Below are 18,976 nucleotides of genomic sequence, written 5' to 3' on the forward strand. Positions count from 1 at the left end.
AGTCAAAAAACAAAAGTTTCTGTTAGAATTTCATTAATGTAAAATAGGGGGACATTATGCAAAAGTGGATAGGTAAACGCCCTACAATGGGCCAAAAAACCTTATTTTCAAAGTATGAAAGATTATTACAAGACGCAGAAAGGGTCACCTTATCGTCGAAAGAAAATGTTCTAAAGATTATTGAAGCTGAATGTGATAAAAAAAGTGGTAGAGAATTAAAAGGGGTATTAGCACTTACTACCCAATCCATTTTCTTTGTTTCTAAGTACGAACAAATAACATATGAATATTCACAAATTAATGATATTGAAGTAAGAACTGATGGAAAAGATAAAAATAGTTGGATTTTAAGCCTTAAGATAGGCCGTTTAAAACGTACATTCGATGATATTAAGAAAAATGATGATAGCCAAGAATTTATAGAGATTTTAGAATACATGATATCTAATCAATCAAAAGAAATTCTAACTACCGTTACACATGATTTTGATTATTTTTTACATGCTGAAAAATTAATTGATTTACAAAATCGAAATGTTAAAATTACTTCTTTTCTAATGAAGAGGGATAATCTAAGTCTTATGAAAAATGGCGAACGATTATTGCGTGAAAAACATAAAAATGCTGCCTTGATAGCGGAAGGCTTTTTCCAAGAGGATAGACAAAGTAAGGGTAATTTTATTGTACTCGACAATCAAGTGGTGTACTTATATGAATTTGATAATAAAGAAAGAAAATCCAAACTATTAAATAAGTGGGATTTTAAATACTTTTCTAACGCGGTTATAGATCGATTTGCAATAAAAACAGTTATCAATGTTGCGGAAACAGGGGAAAGTTTGATTATAAATATATCTGGCAAGGAATTTGTTTCTATTTTAAATGCTGCAAATATTCCTCTTAAGCAGAAGAAGCGGAAATGGTATCAAAAAATATTAGGGTTTCGAAGTGGTAAGTGGTGGAAAAGAGCTATTGCTTCATTGATTTACCTGCTGATATTTTTGTTAATATTTAATACATTTTTTGGAGAAAACAATAAAGAAGCTAACTCTGTAAAATCAAGTGATAAAACATCTGTTTCAAAGACCGAACAAAAGGCAGAACAGACAGAAAATCAAAGCAAACATGAAGATAATAAACAACAAGATAATAAGAGTAAGCAAGAAGAAAAAGCAAAAAAGCAAGCAGAAGAGAAACGTAAGCAAGAAGAAGAAGCACGACTAGCAGAAGAGAAACGTAAGCAAGAGGAAGAAGTACGACTAGCAGAAGAGAAACGTAAGCAAGAGGAAGAAGAGCGACTAGCACAAGAAAAGCGTGAGCAAGAGAAAGAGTTACAACAAGCAGAGGCACAAGAACAACAGACTAATGTGTATTACAAAAATTGTACCGCAGCACGGCAAGCTGGTGTTGCCCCTATACATTCTGGTGAACCGGGGTATGCGAAACATCTTGACCGTGATGGTGATGGTATTGCTTGTGATCGCTAATTAATATATGGCTATTTAAAGAAAGAGAGAATACTGAAGTATTCTCTCTTTTATTATTTTTAACAAACGTCTAATCATCATTTATATTTTTCCATTGTATCCGCTCAATCACCTCATGCAGCCCCTCAGGCTTATAAAACTCAACCGGCGAACTGCCCTTCTCAAAAGAAATCGTCTCGGCTTCAATCAGCGCGACATAGCGCCCGTTCACTTTTGCGAGATGAATTGAATCGCCAAAATCCGCTAGCAATCCCTTAATCTCAGTTTCTCCGACTTTCATTTTCAGCTGGGCTTCGGGCGTGTGCTCGATGATTTGGGCGGAGGCTTCGATGACTTGATGGGTGTCGAGGCGCTCTTGGATTTCCCGTTTTTCGCTTGCTTCCCATATTTCGATGTCGTGCTCGAACTGCTTGAGCTCTTCGCTGTTGTCTTCAAATGTCTCGTAGACGTGCTCCTGCACCATGTTCATGACCTGGTTTTTCATGATTTCCGGCATCGATTCTCCGTACTCGACGAATTTCAGAAAGTCCTCAAAATAGCGGGCGTGCGAGGCCTGGTGGATTTTCAGCTCGCCTTCCTCGACCATCCCTTCCTCAGGCATGAACGGGTATTGGATGCTTTTCATGTTTTTTGTCGTAATCGCCATTTCGACTTTTTTAATAAGAGAAGACGCGTCTGAAATGCGGGCGACCTTTGGCTCGAAATCACATTTCATAATGAAGACAAATGACTCGTCGAAGTATTTTCTCGGCACGGCCGAAGCGACGAGGAACACACCGCCGCGGACTGCGCTCGTGTCGAGGTACGTGCGGACGAACTGCTCGCTCAGCTCGTTAAAGTCCTCTTTTGTTTCCGCCAGGCGCGCACGGTTAAACATGTTGTAGTTCGGGTTGGAATCGAGCTCGTGACCGGGCTCGACGATAAAATGGCCGATTTTCGTCGGCACCTGCTCGGACTGTGGATGGCGGTCGGCTTTCCGTTTGACGATTTTTTTCAGTTCCCCGTCGAGAAAGTCCTTCAGCTCGCTTTCTTCAAATTCACCCGTATCAAGGGTCTGGAAGTGCTTGAACTGCTTGTTTGCCTGCTCGTCCTTGCCTTCCACCTGTATGACATAAAAGGATAAAAATCGAATTTCAAAATCCATATATGAACTCACCTTATTCGCGTATTGTACAGCTTCTCAAGTATAGAAAAAACGATGTTCGTACGTCAATCAGAGGAACGGAATAATCCTGACCATGAAAGGGAAATGTAGTCAGATAGAAGGCATTTCATACGGAAAGGAATGGTTCGATGAAGGAAACAAGCCCGATTCCTCAGCCAAAGACGTTTGGGCCGCTCGGCAACCTGCCTTTAATTGATAAAGACAAACCGACACTGTCGCTGATCAAACTGGCGGAAGAGCAGGGGCCAATTTTTCAAATTCATACACCTGCGGGCACGACCATTGTGGTGTCCGGCCATGAATTGGTGAAAGAGGTTTGTGATGAAGAGCGGTTCGATAAAAGCATTGAAGGCGCCTTGGAGAAGGTTCGCGCGTTTTCCGGTGACGGATTATTTACAAGCTGGACACATGAGCCTAACTGGAGAAAAGCGCACAATATTCTGATGCCGACGTTCAGCCAGCGGGCCATGAAGGACTACCATGAGAAAATGGTCGATATCGCTGTTCAGCTCATTCAAAAATGGGCCAGGCTCAACCCGAATGAAGCAGTCGATGTCCCAGGGGATATGACCCGGCTGACGCTCGACACAATTGGGCTGTGCGGGTTTAACTATCGCTTTAACAGCTACTACAGAGAAACGCCCCACCCGTTTATCAACAGCATGGTGCGGGCGCTTGATGAAGCGATGCACCAGATGCAGCGGCTTGATTTTCAAGATAAGCTTATGGTCAGAACAAAGCGACAATTTCATCATGATATTCAAACGATGTTTTCGTTAGTCGACAGCATTATTGCGGAGCGGAGATCGAATGGAGACCAGGATGAAAAAGATTTGCTTGCCCGCATGCTGAATGTGGAAGATCCGGAAACAGGTGAAAAGCTTGACGATGAAAATATCCGTTTTCAAATCATTACGTTTTTGATTGCCGGGCATGAAACAACGAGCGGCCTGCTTTCCTTTGCGATCTACTATTTATTGAAGCATCCTGACAAACTGAAAAAGGCATATGAAGAGGTTGACCGGGTTTTGACTGATGCAGCGCCGACCTATAAACAAGTGCTCGAACTGACATACATACGGATGATTTTAAATGAATCCTTGCGCTTATGGCCAACAGCTCCAGCTTTCAGCCTTTATCCAAAGGAAGACACAGTCATTGGCGGAAAATACCCGATTACAACGAAAGACAGAATTTCTGTGCTGATTCCTCAGCTTCATCGTGATCGAGACGCTTGGGGAGAGGACGCTGAAGAATTCCGGCCGGAACGGTTCGAACATCAGGACCAAGTGCCTCATCATGCGTACAAACCGTTCGGAAATGGACAGCGGGCCTGTATCGGCATGCAGTTTGCCCTTCATGAAGCGACACTTGTGCTGGGCATGGTTTTAAAATATTTCACGTTAATTGATCATGAGAATTATGAACTTGATATTAAACAAACTTTAACACTCAAGCCTGGCGATTTTCGCATCAGGGTTCAAACCAGGAACCAGGAAGCCATTCATGCGGACGTCCCGGCAGCTGAAAAAGCGGCGCCTGATGAGCAAAAAGAGAAAACAGAAACAAAGGGTGCATCGGTCATCGGTCTTAACAACCGCCCGCTTCTCGTGCTGTATGGATCTGATACAGGCACTGCAGAAGGCGTCGCCCGGGAGCTTGCGGATACAGCCAGTCTTCACGGCGTAAGGACTGAGGTGGCACCTCTGAACGACCAGATTGGCAAGCTGCCGCAGGAGGGGGCTGTTGTCATTGTGACCTCTTCTTATAACGGAAAACCGCCAAGCAATGCGGGGCAGTTCGTTCAGTGGCTTCAAGAAATCAAACCGGGTGAGCTTGAGGGCGTCCATTATGCGGTATTTGGCTGCGGCGACCACAACTGGGCGAGTACGTATCAATACGTGCCGAGATTCATTGATGAGCAGCTTGCGGAGAAAGGCGCGACTCGGTTTTCTAAGCGGGGAGAGGGAGATGTAAGCGGCGATTTTGAAGGGCAGCTTGACGAGTGGAAAAAAAGCATGTGGGCCGACGCCATCAAAGCATTCGGACTGGAGCTTAATGAAAACGCTGATAAGGAACGAAGCACGCTGAGCCTTCAGTTTGTCAGAGGGCTTGGAGAGTCCCCGCTGGCCAGATCGTACGAAGCGGCTCACGCATCCATTGCCGAAAATCGTGAACTCCAGTCAGCAGACAGCGACCGCAGCACCCGCCATATCGAAATCGCACTGCCGCCGGATGTTGAATATCGAGAGGGAGACCACCTTGGCGTCTTGCCGAGGAACAGCCAAACCAATGTCAGCCGGATTCTTCACCGCTTCGGTCTGAAGGGAACCGACCAAGTGACATTGTCGGCAAGCGGGCGCAGTGCGGGGCATTTGCCTTTGGGCCGGCCTGTCAGTCTGCAAGATCTTCTCAGCTACAGCGTCGAGGTGCAGGAAGCGGCTACAAGGGCGCAAATAAGGGAGCTGGCGGCATTCACAGTCTGCCCGCCGCATAAACGCGAATTAGAAGAGCTGACGGCAGAGGGTGTCTACCAGGAACAAATATTGAAAAAACGGATTTCTATGCTGAATCTGCTTGAAAAATATGAAGCGTGCGACATGCCGTTTGAACGATTTTTAGAGCTTTTACGGCCGTTAAAACCGAGATATTACTCGATTTCAAGCTCTCCAAGGGTGAATCCGGAGCAAGCATCCATTACAGTCGGTGTTGTGCGAGGCCCTGCTTGGAGCGGCCTTGGCGAATACAGAGGTGTGGCTTCAAATTACTTAGCGGAACGCAAGGTGGGGGATGATGTCGTGATGTTTGTCCGTACACCGGAATCCCGGTTTCAGCTTCCGGAAGACCCTGAGACCCCTATCATTATGGTCGGACCGGGTACAGGAGTAGCGCCATTCCGCGGTTTTCTCCAAGCTCGCGCAGCTTTAAAGCGGGAGGGAAAAACGCTCGGTGAAGCTCATCTCTATTTCGGGTGCAGAAACGATCGGGATTTTATTTACCGCGATGAGCTTGAGCAGTTTGAAAAAGACGGAATCGTCACTGTCCACACAGCCTTTTCCCGAAAAGAAGGCATGCCGAAAACGTATGTCCAGCATCTCATGTCTGACCATGCAGAAACATTAATTTCGATTCTCGATCGCGGAGGCAGGCTCTATGTATGCGGTGATGGCAGCAAAATGGCCCCAGATGTGGAGGCAGCGCTGCAAAAAGCATATCAGTCTGTTCATGGCACCAGCGAACAAGAAGCACAAAACTGGCTGAAACATCTGCAGGATACCGGTATATATGCAAAAGATGTTTGGTCGGGGCTATAAAGACTGGAGACATCCAGTCTTTTTTTGTCTCTTCAAAAAAATGTGATGGAGCTAAACGTTAGTGCATACAATAGCCACAGTCCCGCCTGAAGGGCGGGCTGTCTGCAAAACCTATTTTTCGTTTTTGCTAGTTTATGTTATTCTTATACTCGGTATCTATTTCTTTTTTCCGCGGCACACACGACAAAAGAAATCCTTTTTTTATTTTGCGAGAAAAAATGTGAAACGAAACGAAGGCTTCTTTCGTCCAGTGTTTGGTTTGAAATAGGTGTAATAAAACTGGTATGGTGCAAAGCGTAAATATTCCGGGGAATACCGCGGTGTATTTATTGTTGTGTGATGCCTTGATTTTGTTTGGAAAGAAGGAATTGGAAGACAGGATAAAGAGCAGGTAAATATGAATGAAGAACTTAAAGTGTTTAAGAAAGTAGAGGTTGCCATGAAGAAACTTTTTTCTTACAAACTTAGCTTTTTTGTGCTGGCTGTTATACTGTTTTGGGCAAAAACGTATTTATCCTACAAGACTGAGTTTAATCTTGGGGTAAAAGGCACAACCCAGGAGATCCTCCTGGTATTTAACCCGTTCTCAAGCGCCGTCTTCTTTTTAGGACTGGCTTTGCTGGCGAAAGGGCGAAAATCAGCGATTATCATGCTGATTATCGATTTTGTGATGACATTTGTGTTATATGCAAATATTTTATTCTATCGTTTCTTTGACGATTTCTTGACGTTCCCGAACATTAAACAGTCCGGCAACGTCGGAAACATGGGAGACGGGATTTTCAGCATCATGGCCGGTCATGATATTTTCTATTTCTTAGATATCATTATTTTGATTGCGGTATTGATCTGGAGACCTGAATTAAAAGAATACAAAATGAAAAAACGTTTTGCGTCACTGGTGATCCTTTCCGGGATCGCACTGTTTTTCATCAACCTGCACTATGCGGAAAAAGACCGTCCGCAGCTGCTGACAAGAACGTTTGACCGCAATTATATCGTGAAATATTTAGGTCTTTACAATTACACCATTTATGACGGTGTTCAGACGGCTCAAACGGAAACGCAAAGAGCCTACGCGAGCAGCGATGATTTAACAAGCGTCGAGAATTACACGACGTCTCATTATGCGAAACCGAATGCCGAGTACTTCGGCTCTGCCAAAGGCAAAAATATCATTAAGATTCACCTCGAAAGCTTCCAGTCATTCCTGATTGATTACAAGCTGAATGGTGAAGAGGTGACGCCGTTTTTAAATAAACTTGCACACGGCGGGGAAGATGTGACGTATTTTGATAACTTCTTCCATCAGACAGGCCAGGGAAAAACATCTGATGCCGAGCTGACAATGGATAACTCCATCTTCGGCCTTCCTGAAGGCTCCGCGTTTGTGACGAAAGGCGAAAACACATATCAGTCGCTTCCTGCGATTTTAGACCAGAAGGAAGGCTACACAAGCGCCGTCCTGCATGGTGACTACAAATCGTTCTGGAACCGTGACCAGATTTACAAACATATCGGTTATGACAAGTTCTTCGACGCAAGCACGTATGATATGTCAGATGAGAACATTATTAATATGGGACTCAAGGATAAGCCATTCTTTACAGAATCGATTCCAAAACTTGAATCTCTTAAACAGCCGTTTTACGCGCATTTGATTACATTAACAAACCATTATCCGTTTAATCTGGATGAAAAAGACGCGTCCATTAAGAAAGCGACAACTGGCGATAACACTGTTGACAGCTACTTCCAGACTGCCCGTTACCTTGACGAATCGCTTGAGCAGTTCTTCAAGGAGCTGAAGGAAGCCGGCCTGTATGACGACTCAGTCATCGTGATTTACGGTGACCATAACGGTATTTCTGAAAACCATAACCGCGCGATGAAAGAGATTCTTGGAAAAGAGATCACAGATTATCAAAACGCGCAGAACCAGCGTGTGCCGCTGATGATCCGCGTTCCTGGCAAAAAAGGCGGAGTGAACCATACGTATGGCGGCGAAATTGACGTCATGCCGACACTTCTGCACTTACAAGGAATTGATTCTCAGAAATACATCAACTTCGGTACTGATTTATTCTCTAAAGACCACGACGATACAGTGGCGTTCAGAAACGGAGACTTCGTGACGCCGAAGTACACATCTGTCGATAATGTCATTTACGATACGAAGACTGGTGAAAAACTGAAAGCGAATGAAGAAACGAAGAATCTGAAAACAAGAGTGAACCAGCAGCTTAGTCTGTCAGACAGTGTCCTGTACAAAGACTTGCTGAGATTCCACAAACTCAGCGATTTCACAGCCGTTGATCCGTCTGATTATCATTACGGCAAGGAAAAAGAAATCAAATAAGACGAGAAAGAGCCTTGAGCGGGCACATTGCCTTCGCTCAAGGCTCTTTTTTTTGGTTACATAACCAACTTGAAAAAATAGATTCCATTTGGTCACCAAGGCCGCCTTTCTCTCATATCATTACAGTAGATTTTGAAACCGGTATTGAAGTCGGACAAATTATCGGGGAAACGCCTTGATAGATTGTAAAGATGTACCAGGTTTCGAACTCAATATTCATAGAGATGAGGGGTAGAGATGAAAGCGGTCATTCTCTGCGGCGGAAAAGGAACGAGAATGAGTGAAGTCACGCATGATATTCCTAAACCGCTCGCCATGATAGGCGGCAAACCGATTCTATGGCATATTATGAAAATCTATCAGTACTACGGAGTAAACGAGTTTATTCTGCTTTTGGGCTATAAAGGAGAAAAAATCAAAGAATACTTTCTCGACTATGAATGGAAGCACAACAGCCTGACACTCGACAGCTCTACAGGAGAGGTGCAGATGCTGGGGCAGCCTGAAACGTGGAAAATTACGTTTTTGGAAACAGGGGAAGACACGCTGACAGCCGGAAGAATCTTGCAGGCAAAAGACTATATCGGCGATGAAACGTTTCTGCTCACCTATGGGGACGGGCTGGCCAATATCAATCTTTTCCATCTCATCAGCTATCATCAGACAAAGGGTGCTGCCGCGACTGTCACCGGCATTGACAAAGTCTCGCAGTTCGGCACCTTGACGGTCGAGGAAGGCATGGCGAAAACATTTTCTGAGAAGACATCGAGTGACGGAATCATTAACGGCGGATTCTTCGTTCTCAGTCCCAAGGTTTTCGATTATTTGCCGAAGGACGGGAATATGATGTTCGAAGATGAACCGCTGAAGAACCTTGCCAAAGACGGAGAGCTTGCCGTGTACCGCCATTACGGATTTTGGACGGCCATCGATACGTATAAAAATCTCTTAGAAGTCAACAAAATGTGGGATCAAGGACAACAAGTATGGAAGGTATGGTGAACTGATTTGAGTTTCTGGAAAAATAAAAACGTATTTGTCACGGGGTGTACAGGTCTTTTAGGAAGCTACTTGGTGAAAGAGCTGATCGAACAGGGCGCAAACGTTACGGGGCTTGTCAGAGATCATGTGCCTCAATCCAACCTTTATCAGGGAGAACATATCAAGAAAATGAACATCGTACGGGGATCTCTTGAAGACTTGCCTGTGATAGAACGCGCGCTTGGCGAATATGAAATTGACACAGTCTTTCACCTTGCTGCACAAGCGATTGTCGGCGTGGCGAACCGCAACCCGATTTCTACCTTTGAAGCGAATATCCTCGGCACGTGGAATATTCTCGAAGCCTGCCGGAAGCATCCGTTAATTAAGCGGGTGATTGTCGCTTCAAGTGATAAAGCTTACGGCGATCAAGAAAACCTTCCGTACGATGAGAATATGCCGCTGCAAGGCAAGCATCCGTACGACGTCTCAAAAAGCTGCGCAGATCTGATCAGCCACACGTATTTTCACACGTACGGGCTTCCAGTCTGCATCACGCGCTGCGGGAACCTGTACGGCGGCGGGGATTTGAACTTCAACCGCATTATTCCGCAGACGATTCAGCTTGTTCTGAACGGGGAAGCGCCGGAAATCCGCAGCGACGGCACGTTTGTCCGCGACTACTTCTATATTGAAGATGCCGTTCAGGCTTATTTGCTTCTGGCAGAAAAAATGGAAGAAAACAATCTTGCCGGAGAGGCCTTTAACTTCAGCAATGAAATCCAGCTGACTGTACTTGAATTGGTAGAGAAAATATTGAAGAAAATGAACAGCAGCCTGAAGCCGAAGGTGCTGAATCAGGGGAGCAATGAAATCAAACATCAATATTTATCCGCGGAAAAAGCGAGAAAGCTGCTGAATTGGTCACCGGCCTACACCATTGATGAAGGACTTGAAAAAACGATTGAGTGGTATACGGAATTCTTCAAAAAGTAATGTGAAACGAGGTGAACATGACTGTGACCAGCGCGTATTGCACCGTTTTATCAAAAGGGAGATTATATCAGGCAGTCGCCTTATTTAAGTCGTTAGAGCAAGTGGATCAAGACAGTCCCATTTTTACGCTGTGCATGGATGAAGATACACACCGCGTCTTACAGAAGCTGAAGATGAAGCAGCTGAACCTTGTGCCGGTGGACGCGCTTGAAAATGAAACGCTTCTGAGTCTCAAGGAAACGAGAGATCAAAGCGAGTACTGCTGGACGATGAAGCCGATCTTTCTGCAAGCTGTGCTGAACAGCAACCCCGAGCTGGAGCGTGTGACGTATATTGACGGGGATTTATTTTTTTACGCCGATCCGTCGCCGATTTTTGAGAACCAGCCGGACTGCTCGGTGCTCCTTTCACGGGGTGATATCGTAATCCCTTCCTTTGAGAGAGAGCAGATTGACATGCTGCAGCGTCTTTTAGGCAGATATAACTCCGGCTTTATCAGCTTCAAGCATGATGATGCCGGCACGGATTGCTTGGAGTGGTGGAAGGAACGCTGTCTTGAGGAATGCAAAAATGCCCCGGGTGAAGGGAAATTCGGTGATCAGGGCTATTTAGATTATATGTCTGAGCTGTTTCCGAATGTATGTGACATTACGACACCCGGTGTGAACATCGGCCACTGGAACTACGGGCAGCATACGTTTTCCTGGGAGGATGGCCGGATCGTGCTGGAGGATGGCAGCCCGCTGATTTTTTACCATTTCAGCGGATACCGAATCGTCAGCATCAATGAAATCAAACAGATTCATGAAACAACCCGCACAGACCTGCCGTTTGTGCATGAGCTGTATCAAGAGACACTGCCGCATATCATTCAGCACATTAAAACGTTAGACCCCGAATTTAACGGTTTTGCTTCAAAAGATGATAACAAATAAATGATTAAATACAGGAAGTGAAAATGAAGTGAAAGCAAGCGTTATTATTCCTGCATATAATTCAAAGGAGCGTCTCTATAACAGCCTTCTGTCATTAAACCAGCAGGAGTGCGATGAAGAATTTGAAGTCATTGTAGCGGACAATGGCTCTGAGGACGGGACGCTCTCGATGCTCGAGTCGTTTCAAGCGGATTTTCCGCTGGTTTTTACACGGATTAAGGAAAACAGGGGCATTGCGTACGGCCGAAATCAGGCGCTTCGCAATGCCAGAGGAGATATCCTGATTTTCCATGACAGCGATATGCTTGCGGCAAAGGATCTTGTGGCAAAGCATATCAAAGCCCATGAGAACGAAGAGAATCTCGTCGTGTGCGGTTTGTTTTGGAAACGGATCTACAGTTTTTATTATGAACGCTTTGAAGATGAACATAAGGAACAGCTCGCAAAGCTCGTAGACGAAATGCCGAAGAAAGACAAACAAAAGCTGCTGAATGAAGCGGACATCAAAAACGGAAGCTTCCTGGACAAAAGCTTTGACCTTGATACCGACTTTATTGACGTGCTCAAGAAGATTTTAGATGAGTACGGCGATGACCTGAAAGGCTATCATATGCCATGGCGCTTTTTTATCACGAATAATTCCTCTGTTAGACGCAAGCATGTGGTTGACCTCGGTTTATTTGATGAAGGCATTGTGCGGTACGGGTTTGAGGATTACGACCTTGGGATCAGGCTTCATCAGGCCGGACTGACCTTCAGGCTGCATCGCGATATTGTCAGTGTTCATCAGGAGCACCCGAGCAATTGTAAGTCTGTAGACGATATTCGGGCAAACATTGCCTATATGTGCGATAAATACAATAACATCCGCTCCTTAGACGTTCATCTCGCTTTTAACGGGCCGTTTCCTCCTGACATGACGAACGGCATCATGACTGATATTCATAAGCTGCTTGAATCTCAGAAATACGACATGCTGCTGAATCTGTTTCTTGAGCTGCTCCATGTTGTCAAAGAGCGCAACATTGACCCGGATTGGCAAAAAAAAGCACCAAGGGTGACGGCGAAAAACTTTGATTTACAAACTGTCCGCAAGCTCCTGCCAAAAGCGAAGAAAAAGCTTGGCGTGAACGATTTTGCCAATGCGCTGTATGCGCTTGTCAACGATTTGCTGCACGTGGATCTTAGATAATTGGATGTGGTATGATGAGTACATTTCATTTTTCAACGATAGTGTCAAGGACGCATATCTTTAAGCTCATGCCCATGATTCATTCTCTCCATGAGCATTGCGATGATTTTCATTTGTATGTGCTGTGTGTCGATCAGAAAGCGTATGAATTGCTTCAGCACGTGCCATGGGAGCATGTGACCTTTGTGCAGCTGCATGAAATGGAAGACCCGGAGCTGCTGAAAGCGAAAAGCAATCGAACGTTTCATGAATATTGCTGGACATTGAAGCCCGCCTTTTTATTCCATGTCATGAGCAAGTGGGATGATGCTGAATACTTTGCCCATATGGATACCGATCTGTTCTTCTTTTCTGATCCATCACGTATTTTTGCGGAAAACCCAACGGCTTCTCTGTATTTGACCGATCACCGCAACTCGCCGCGGTTCATGTCCTACTATGAACGGACCGGCCGCTATAACACAGGTTTTGTCGGTGCCGGGAATACGAAGGAAGCATATGAAGCGGTGTGGCAGTGGAGACAGGACTGCATTGAATTTTGTACGGTAGAAATGAATACGGAACGAAAGACGTACGGTGATCAACGATATGTGGAGAAGTGGCCGGCGCAGTACAAGGGTGTGCATGTTGTCAAATCAATCGGAGCCAATACAGCGCTTTGGAATATCGAAAACTATAAGGTCGGGCAAAAGGATGGCCGCGTGTATATAGATGAAACGCCGCTGATTTTCTATCATTTCTCCGGGTTTACACTGGTGACAGAAAATGAGTTCAATCTTTGCTGGTATTATCGGATTGAAGACGAAGCGACCATTGAAATGATTTATATGCCGTATGTGTTAAACCTGAAAAGATGGATTGACGAAATACAGTCGGCGTTCCCGGACTTTGCGGACGGCTTTATCCCGAAGCACGCAGTGCCTGATACTCATTTTATACAGCTGGATTAAAAAAACCCTGCCGCATGGCAGGGGTTTTTCAGCTATGCCACTCTCTCAGCTTCTGATCGCTCGGCAATAAGAAGGCTAGGATGCCGAGGACAGGGAGAAAGGCAATGGCGATCATTGTCGGGGTCAATCCCGCGGCGTCAATCAGAGCGCCCAGCGCCACAGCGCCGATCGCGCCCATTCCGAAGGCAAGCCCGACGGTCAAACCGGACATTGTGCCGATTTTTCCAGGAACAAGCTCCTGTGCGTAGACAACCGTTACGGAAAAGCTCGACATCAGAACCAAGCCGATCAATGCGAGCACGCCATAGGCGAGCACCGGTCCGGAAAATGGAAGCACAATCGCCAGCGGCGCCGAGCAGAGCAGCGAACCGAGAATCACGAAGCGTTTTCCGAAACGGTCTGCAAGCGGGCCGCCAAGAAACGTGCCGACAGCGCCGAACAGCAAAAAGACAAAAATATAGCTCTGTGCCTGCTGAATGCTTACGTGATATGTATCCATCGCGTAAAACGTGTAAAAGTTGCCGATTGCACTCGTATACCAAGAACGTGCAAAAATGAGAAATATAATAATGATAAGAGCAGATACAACAGACTTGGTGATAGCCGTGTTTTCAGCCGTTTTCTTTTGTTTGCCGGACTTCTGGGCAAGACTTCCGAGACGTGCAGCGTACCATTTCGCAATATACAGCAGAAACATAACAGCGAGCGCGGCGACAAGCGTGAACCAAACAGCGCCGAATTGCCCGAGCGGTACAAGGATCAGCGCGGTGATCAGAGGCGCCATCGCCTGGCCTGAGTTTCCGCCCACCTGATAGATCGACTGGGCGAGCCCGCGTTTTGTGCCGGCTGCCATATACGCCACACGGGAGCCTTCCGGATGGAAAATGGCCGAGCCTAATCCGATGAAAAACACACAGCATAAAATCGTTACAAATGATGGGGCAAATGCAAGGCCTAAAATGCCGAGCATGCTGGCGGTCAGACCGATTGGCAGCGCGTACGGCCGCGGCCGTTTATCGGTATACCAGCCGACGACAGGCTGCATGACGGATGATACCATGTTTAATGTGAAAGCGATGATGCCGAGCTGTGTAAATGTCAAGCTCATGGAGCGTTCCAAAATAGGGAACATGGCCGGTATCACGGCTTGCAGCGAATCGTTGAGCATGTGGCAGATTCCGATGATAATCAAAATCGGATACACCGTGGTGCCGGGTTTTTGAATTGTTTTTTCTTTTAGCGGGGCGGCAATAGCCAAATGAGTCTCCTCCTTACATATATAACCAAAGCATATCACCATATTATTCATAAGGTGAAGAATTTATCAAGAGGAAAATAGACTCTTTAAAAGAAACGCCGTCAGCATGATTAGCAGCTGACGGTATGTTCGATTTTCAAAATGTGATACAGCTCTTCAAGCTTACGAATCTCATAAGCTGGCATGATCTCTGACTCATTCGGCTTCATGTCAGGGTTCATCCAGCACGTATCAAGCCCGGCGAGCTGTCCGCCTTTGATATCAGCAGTCAGCGAATCGCCGATGATTAATGCGTGCTCTGCTGAAAATTGGGGAATCCGTTCAAACACGTAATCGAAATATTCCTTCATTGGCTTTTGGTAGCCTGTGTCTTCGGAAACGAAAATATCCTTGAAGAACGGAAATAATCCTGAATCACGGAGACGCTTGTATTGTGTCTTAGACACACCGTTTGTCACGATATACAAATCAAACTGGTGCTGCAGATTTGAGATAAGATCAAAAGCGCCGTCAATAAGCTGATGCCCTTCTTCAAGAAAGCTGCGGTATTTTTGCTCAAGCAAGGCGCCGTCCGCCTCATAACCGTATTCCTTGAACAAAGCGGAAAAACGGGTGTTCACGACTTCATCCCGTGTAATTTTTCCTTCTTCAAAGGCTCTCCAGAGACCTTGATTGATTGTTTTATACTGCGTCTTCATTTCATCTGTTAAAGGAATGTTCTGATCTTCAAACAGCAAACGCAGCGCTAATGCTTCTGCCGCTTTAAAATCAAGGATGGTATCATCTACATCAAATAATAAAGTGCGGTATTGTTTCATCGGTTTGTCTCCCTTTCTCATATGTACTGAAAGTATAGCACATAAAAAAAGGAAAAAGCCGGCGGGTGAGGCACCGCCGGTTGAAAAGAGATTATTTGTTTAATAAGCTGTGTTTTCTTGAATATAGGAAATAAACAAGCGCTCCGACAGCGATCCAGATGACAAATGAAAGCCATGTGATGCCGGGAAGGCTGTACATGAACCAAAGGCAGATGCCTGCGCTGATAATCGGCACAACCGGAACGAACGGCACTCTGAAGGACGCTTTGATTTCCGGATGTTTCTTTCTTAACACAATGATAGCAATTGAAATGACCGTAAACGCGGCCAGTGTTCCCATGTTCACCAGATGGGCCAGTGTTCCGAGGTTAATAAACCCGGCGATTCCCGCTGCAACGATACCTGTCAGCCATGTGTTGCGGAACGGGGTTTTAAATGACGGATGAACCTTTGCGAACAATCCAGGCAGAAGGCCGTCTCTGCTCATGGCAAATGTCAAACGGACCTGAGCGTACAGCAAAGCGAGCATAACCGTCGTAATCCCGATAATGGCACCGACAGAAATAATTCCGGCAACAGCGTCCTGGCCGACGAATTTAAGCGCAAAGGACACCGGATCCCCGACATTCAATTTCGTATAAGGCATCATGCCTGTCAGCACTAGCGATACCGTGATGTATAGAACCGTACAGACGGCAAGCGCTGAAATAATGCCGACGGGCATGTTTTTTTGCGGATTTTTCACTTCCTCTGAAGCGTTAGAAACCGCGTCAAACCCGAGATACGCGAAGAATACAGTTGCTGCGCTGACAATGACGCCTTTCATCCCGAATGGCATAAAAGGAGACCAGTTTTCCGGCTTGACATAGCCGATGCCGACAATGATGAACAATAAAATGATCCCGATTTTCATCAGTACGATGACGTTGTTAAAGCGTGTGCTTTCCTTGACGCCTCTGCTGACAATCGCAGTGATGAGGAGAATGATCACTGCAGCCGGAAGATTAAATATGGCGCCCGGCGTGCTTCCCGGAGCTCCTGTCAGTGCGGCCGGAATATGAAGGTTGAAGCCGGCAAGCAGTGATTGAAAGTATGAAGACCAGCCGGTGGCAACCGCCGACAGCGCAATGACATATTCAAGCATGAGGTCCCATCCGATCAAAAAGGCAAGCAGCTCTCCGAGTGTCACGTAGGAGTATGAGTACACGCTTCCCGAAATCGGAATCGAAGACGAAAACTCAGCATAGCAGAAGGCAGCGAGCGCACAGGCGAGCCCCGCTAAAATAAACGATATGATAAGGGCGGGACCTGCACCGGTCGCTGCCACTGTTCCTGTAATGACAAAAATCCCTGTACCGATGACACAACCGATACCAAGCAAGGTTAAATCAAATGCGCTTAACGTACGGGCAAGGCTTTTTGACTTGCTCTGCGCGCTCAATGTTTCAAGCGGTTTTTTTCTAAATAATGAACTCATCAAAAGTTCCTCCTGAAATATTCGAAATATTCTAATCATTATATACAGTTCTTGTTGTATTATATTGTCGAAATTTGGCGCAGTCAATAAAATATTTTTCCACTTTAAACGATAGAAGCGAAACAGCGTTGTCGTATTATAGGATAGTAATTTTTACTAATAACATATTCAATTTTATGCAGGGTGAACCGATAGAAAAAATAGATTCGCCCAATTTTGACTTGCGGTTAAAAAGGAGATGCTGACCATGTTTCAATATGAAGAGTTGAATAAACAGTTTATCGGCGGGAAATGGCAGGAGGGCAGCAGCCCAAATGTATTGGAAAACAAAAATCCTTATACTCAAAAAACATTTACAACCTTCCAAAAAGCGACTGCTGACGATGTAGATGAAGCGTATCGAGCAGCGGCGCTGGCGAAGAAAAAATGGGATGCGATCAATCCGTTCGAGAAAAGAAATATCTTAGAAAAAGCTGTCACGTATATTGAAGAGAACGAAGAAGCCATCATTTATTTGATTATGGAAGAGCTTGGCGGAACAAGGCTCAAAGCGGCCTTTGAAATCGGGCTAGTTAAAAACATCATGAAAGAAGCGGCGACGTTCCCTGTCCGCATGGAAGGAAAAATTCTTCCGTCAACAATAGACGGCAAGGAAAACAGATTATATCGCGTGCCGGCAGGCGTTGTCGGTGTCATCAGTCCATTTAATTTTCCATTCTTTTTATCTATGAAATCAGTGGCGCCCGCGCTTGGAGCCGGCAATGGCGTCGTGTTAAAGCCGCATGAGGAAACACCGATTTGCGGCGGTACGCTGATTGCGAAAATTTTTGAGAACGCGGGAATTCCAGAGGGGCTGCTGAATGTTGTTGTTACAGACATTGCAGAGATCGGAGACAGCTTTGTCGAACACCCGGTGCCGCGGATCATCTCATTTACAGGTTCTACGAAAGTCGGCAGCTACATCGGCCAGCTTGCGATGAAGCATTTTAAAAAGCCGCTTCTTGAACTCGGTGGAAACAGCGCCTTTATCGTGCTTGAAGATGCGGATATCGAATATGCGGTTAATGCGGCAGTGTTCAGCCGATTTACACACCAAGGACAGATTTGTATGTCAGCCAACCGCGTACTTGTTCACTCATCAATTTATGATAAGTTCCTTGAACTGTATCAGGCAAAAGTGGAATCGCTGAAAGTCGGTGACCCGATGGACCCTGATACGATTATCGGGCCTCTAATCAACAGCAGACAGACTGACGGGCTGATGAGATCTGTTGAGAAAGCAATTGAAGAAGGCGCTGTTCCAGTGAAGCTTGGCGGATTTAACGGAACGATCGTGGAACCGACGATCTTAAAAGACGTGAAACCGTTCATGAGCATTGCCAAGGAAGAGCTGTTCGGACCTGTCGTCTCCTTTATGAAATTTGATTCAGAAGACGAAGCGGTCGATATCGCAAACGAAACCCCGTTTGGCTTGAGCGGTGCCGTACATACGTCAAACCTTGAGCGCGGCGTGGCTTTTGCGAAGCGCATTGAAACAGGCATGATTCACGTCAATGACACGACAATCAACGATGAACCGAATGTGGCCTTCGGCGGTGAAAAACAATCCGGTCTCGGCCGTTTGAACGGCGAGTGGAGCCTTGAAGAATTTACGACACTGAAATGGATTTCGGTCCAGCACGAAAAACGCAGCTTCCCTTATTAATGAATAGGAGTGAATGGAATTGAGCATAAGAACGGAAAAAGAAACCGCAGACCTTCTGGACGCGTTTGTCAAAGTAGCCCCTTATTTAAACAGCCTGGTTCAGGATGATATTACAATCGGCATTTACGATACGGAAAAACTGCTTGTGAATATACCTGCCAAAACCTTTTCTCTCAACGTAAAAGCCGGCGATCCGCTGCAGGAAGGGGATATTATTACAGACGCCATCCGCACCAATCAGAAGAAGACGAGCATGGTTCCGAAAGAATTGTTCGGCTTCCCATTGATTGCACGCGCCATCCCGCTACACGACGAGAATGGAAGAGTGATAGGGGGCGT

13 protein-coding genes are annotated in these 18,976 nt (G+C 45.8%); 9 read left to right on the forward strand and 4 right to left on the reverse strand.

The features are described 5' to 3' along the window. Positions 1–56 precede the first annotated feature (56 nt). Positions 57–1,487, forward strand: coding sequence for an excalibur calcium-binding domain-containing protein (locus LWH95_RS07990; RefSeq protein ID WP_232919293.1), 1,431 nt, complete (start codon positions 57–59; stop codon positions 1,485–1,487). A gap of 70 nt (positions 1,488–1,557) precedes the next feature. Here the strand turns inward: LWH95_RS07990 and LWH95_RS07995 are convergent, their stop codons facing one another. After that, positions 1,558–2,631 (reverse strand): DUF3900 domain-containing protein, encoded by a 1,074-nt coding sequence (locus LWH95_RS07995; RefSeq protein WP_232919294.1) that lies wholly within the window; start codon positions 2,629–2,631, stop codon positions 1,558–1,560. A 149-nt stretch (positions 2,632–2,780) separates the two neighbouring features. Between LWH95_RS07995 and cypD the strand changes: the two genes are divergently transcribed. The 7 genes from cypD to LWH95_RS08030 all read left to right on the forward strand — a co-directional run bounded on the left by cypD (position 2,781) and on the right by LWH95_RS08030 (position 13,379). Further along, positions 2,781–5,966, forward strand: a complete 3,186-nt coding sequence (cypD, locus tag LWH95_RS08000) for a bifunctional P-450/NADPH--P450 reductase (RefSeq protein WP_232919295.1) — start codon at positions 2,781–2,783, stop codon at positions 5,964–5,966. Between the two features lie 439 nt (positions 5,967–6,405). Beyond that, complete coding sequence (gene ltaS1 / locus LWH95_RS08005; protein WP_133489096.1) at positions 6,406–8,325, forward strand: lipoteichoic acid synthase LtaS1; 1,920 nt, start codon at positions 6,406–6,408, stop codon at positions 8,323–8,325. Between the two features lie 237 nt (positions 8,326–8,562). After that, positions 8,563–9,327 carry a glucose-1-phosphate cytidylyltransferase gene (locus tag LWH95_RS08010; protein WP_003239970.1) on the forward strand — a complete coding sequence of 255 codons (765 nt, stop codon included), beginning with the start codon at positions 8,563–8,565 and terminating at the stop codon, positions 9,325–9,327. Positions 9,328–9,333: 6 nt separating this feature from the next. Next, positions 9,334–10,302 carry a GDP-mannose 4,6-dehydratase gene (locus tag LWH95_RS08015; RefSeq protein WP_003239968.1) on the forward strand — a complete coding sequence of 323 codons (969 nt, stop codon included), beginning with the start codon at positions 9,334–9,336 and terminating at the stop codon, positions 10,300–10,302. A 23-nt stretch (positions 10,303–10,325) separates the two neighbouring features. Continuing rightward, entirely contained in the window at positions 10,326–11,237 is a 912-nt protein-coding gene (locus tag LWH95_RS08020; protein WP_148983193.1) for a putative nucleotide-diphospho-sugar transferase, read from the forward strand. Between the two features lie 28 nt (positions 11,238–11,265). Further along, entirely contained in the window at positions 11,266–12,429 is a 1,164-nt protein-coding gene (locus LWH95_RS08025; RefSeq protein ID WP_148983150.1) for a glycosyltransferase family 2 protein, read from the forward strand. Between the two features lie 14 nt (positions 12,430–12,443). Further along, the gene (locus tag LWH95_RS08030; RefSeq protein WP_100276035.1) at positions 12,444–13,379 is read left to right on the forward strand and encodes a putative nucleotide-diphospho-sugar transferase; all 936 of its coding nucleotides are present in this window, start codon (positions 12,444–12,446) and stop codon (positions 13,377–13,379) included. Positions 13,380–13,407: 28 nt separating this feature from the next. Here LWH95_RS08030 and LWH95_RS08035 read toward each other — a convergent pair whose 3' ends face one another. The 3 genes from LWH95_RS08035 to LWH95_RS08045 form a co-directional block, all read right to left on the reverse strand. Further along, positions 13,408–14,637 carry an MFS transporter gene (locus tag LWH95_RS08035; protein ID WP_232919296.1) on the reverse strand — a complete coding sequence of 410 codons (1,230 nt, stop codon included), beginning with the start codon at positions 14,635–14,637 and terminating at the stop codon, positions 13,408–13,410. A gap of 110 nt (positions 14,638–14,747) precedes the next feature. Then, complete coding sequence (locus tag LWH95_RS08040) at positions 14,748–15,455, reverse strand: YjjG family noncanonical pyrimidine nucleotidase (protein ID WP_133488948.1); 708 nt, start codon at positions 15,453–15,455, stop codon at positions 14,748–14,750. A gap of 91 nt (positions 15,456–15,546) precedes the next feature. Next, positions 15,547–16,932, reverse strand: coding sequence for an amino acid permease (locus tag LWH95_RS08045; RefSeq protein ID WP_148983149.1), 1,386 nt, complete (start codon positions 16,930–16,932; stop codon positions 15,547–15,549). A gap of 247 nt (positions 16,933–17,179) precedes the next feature. On the opposite strand from LWH95_RS08045, the gene yfmT reads away from it, so the two are divergent. After that, positions 17,180–18,637 (forward strand): benzaldehyde dehydrogenase, encoded by a 1,458-nt coding sequence (gene yfmT / locus LWH95_RS08050; protein ID WP_133488952.1) that lies wholly within the window; start codon positions 17,180–17,182, stop codon positions 18,635–18,637. Positions 18,638–18,976: the final 339 nt, after the last annotated feature.

The sequence above is a fragment of the Bacillus sp. G16 genome (assembly GCF_021282335.1).
Lineage (GTDB): Bacteria > Bacillota > Bacilli > Bacillales > Bacillaceae > Bacillus > Bacillus inaquosorum.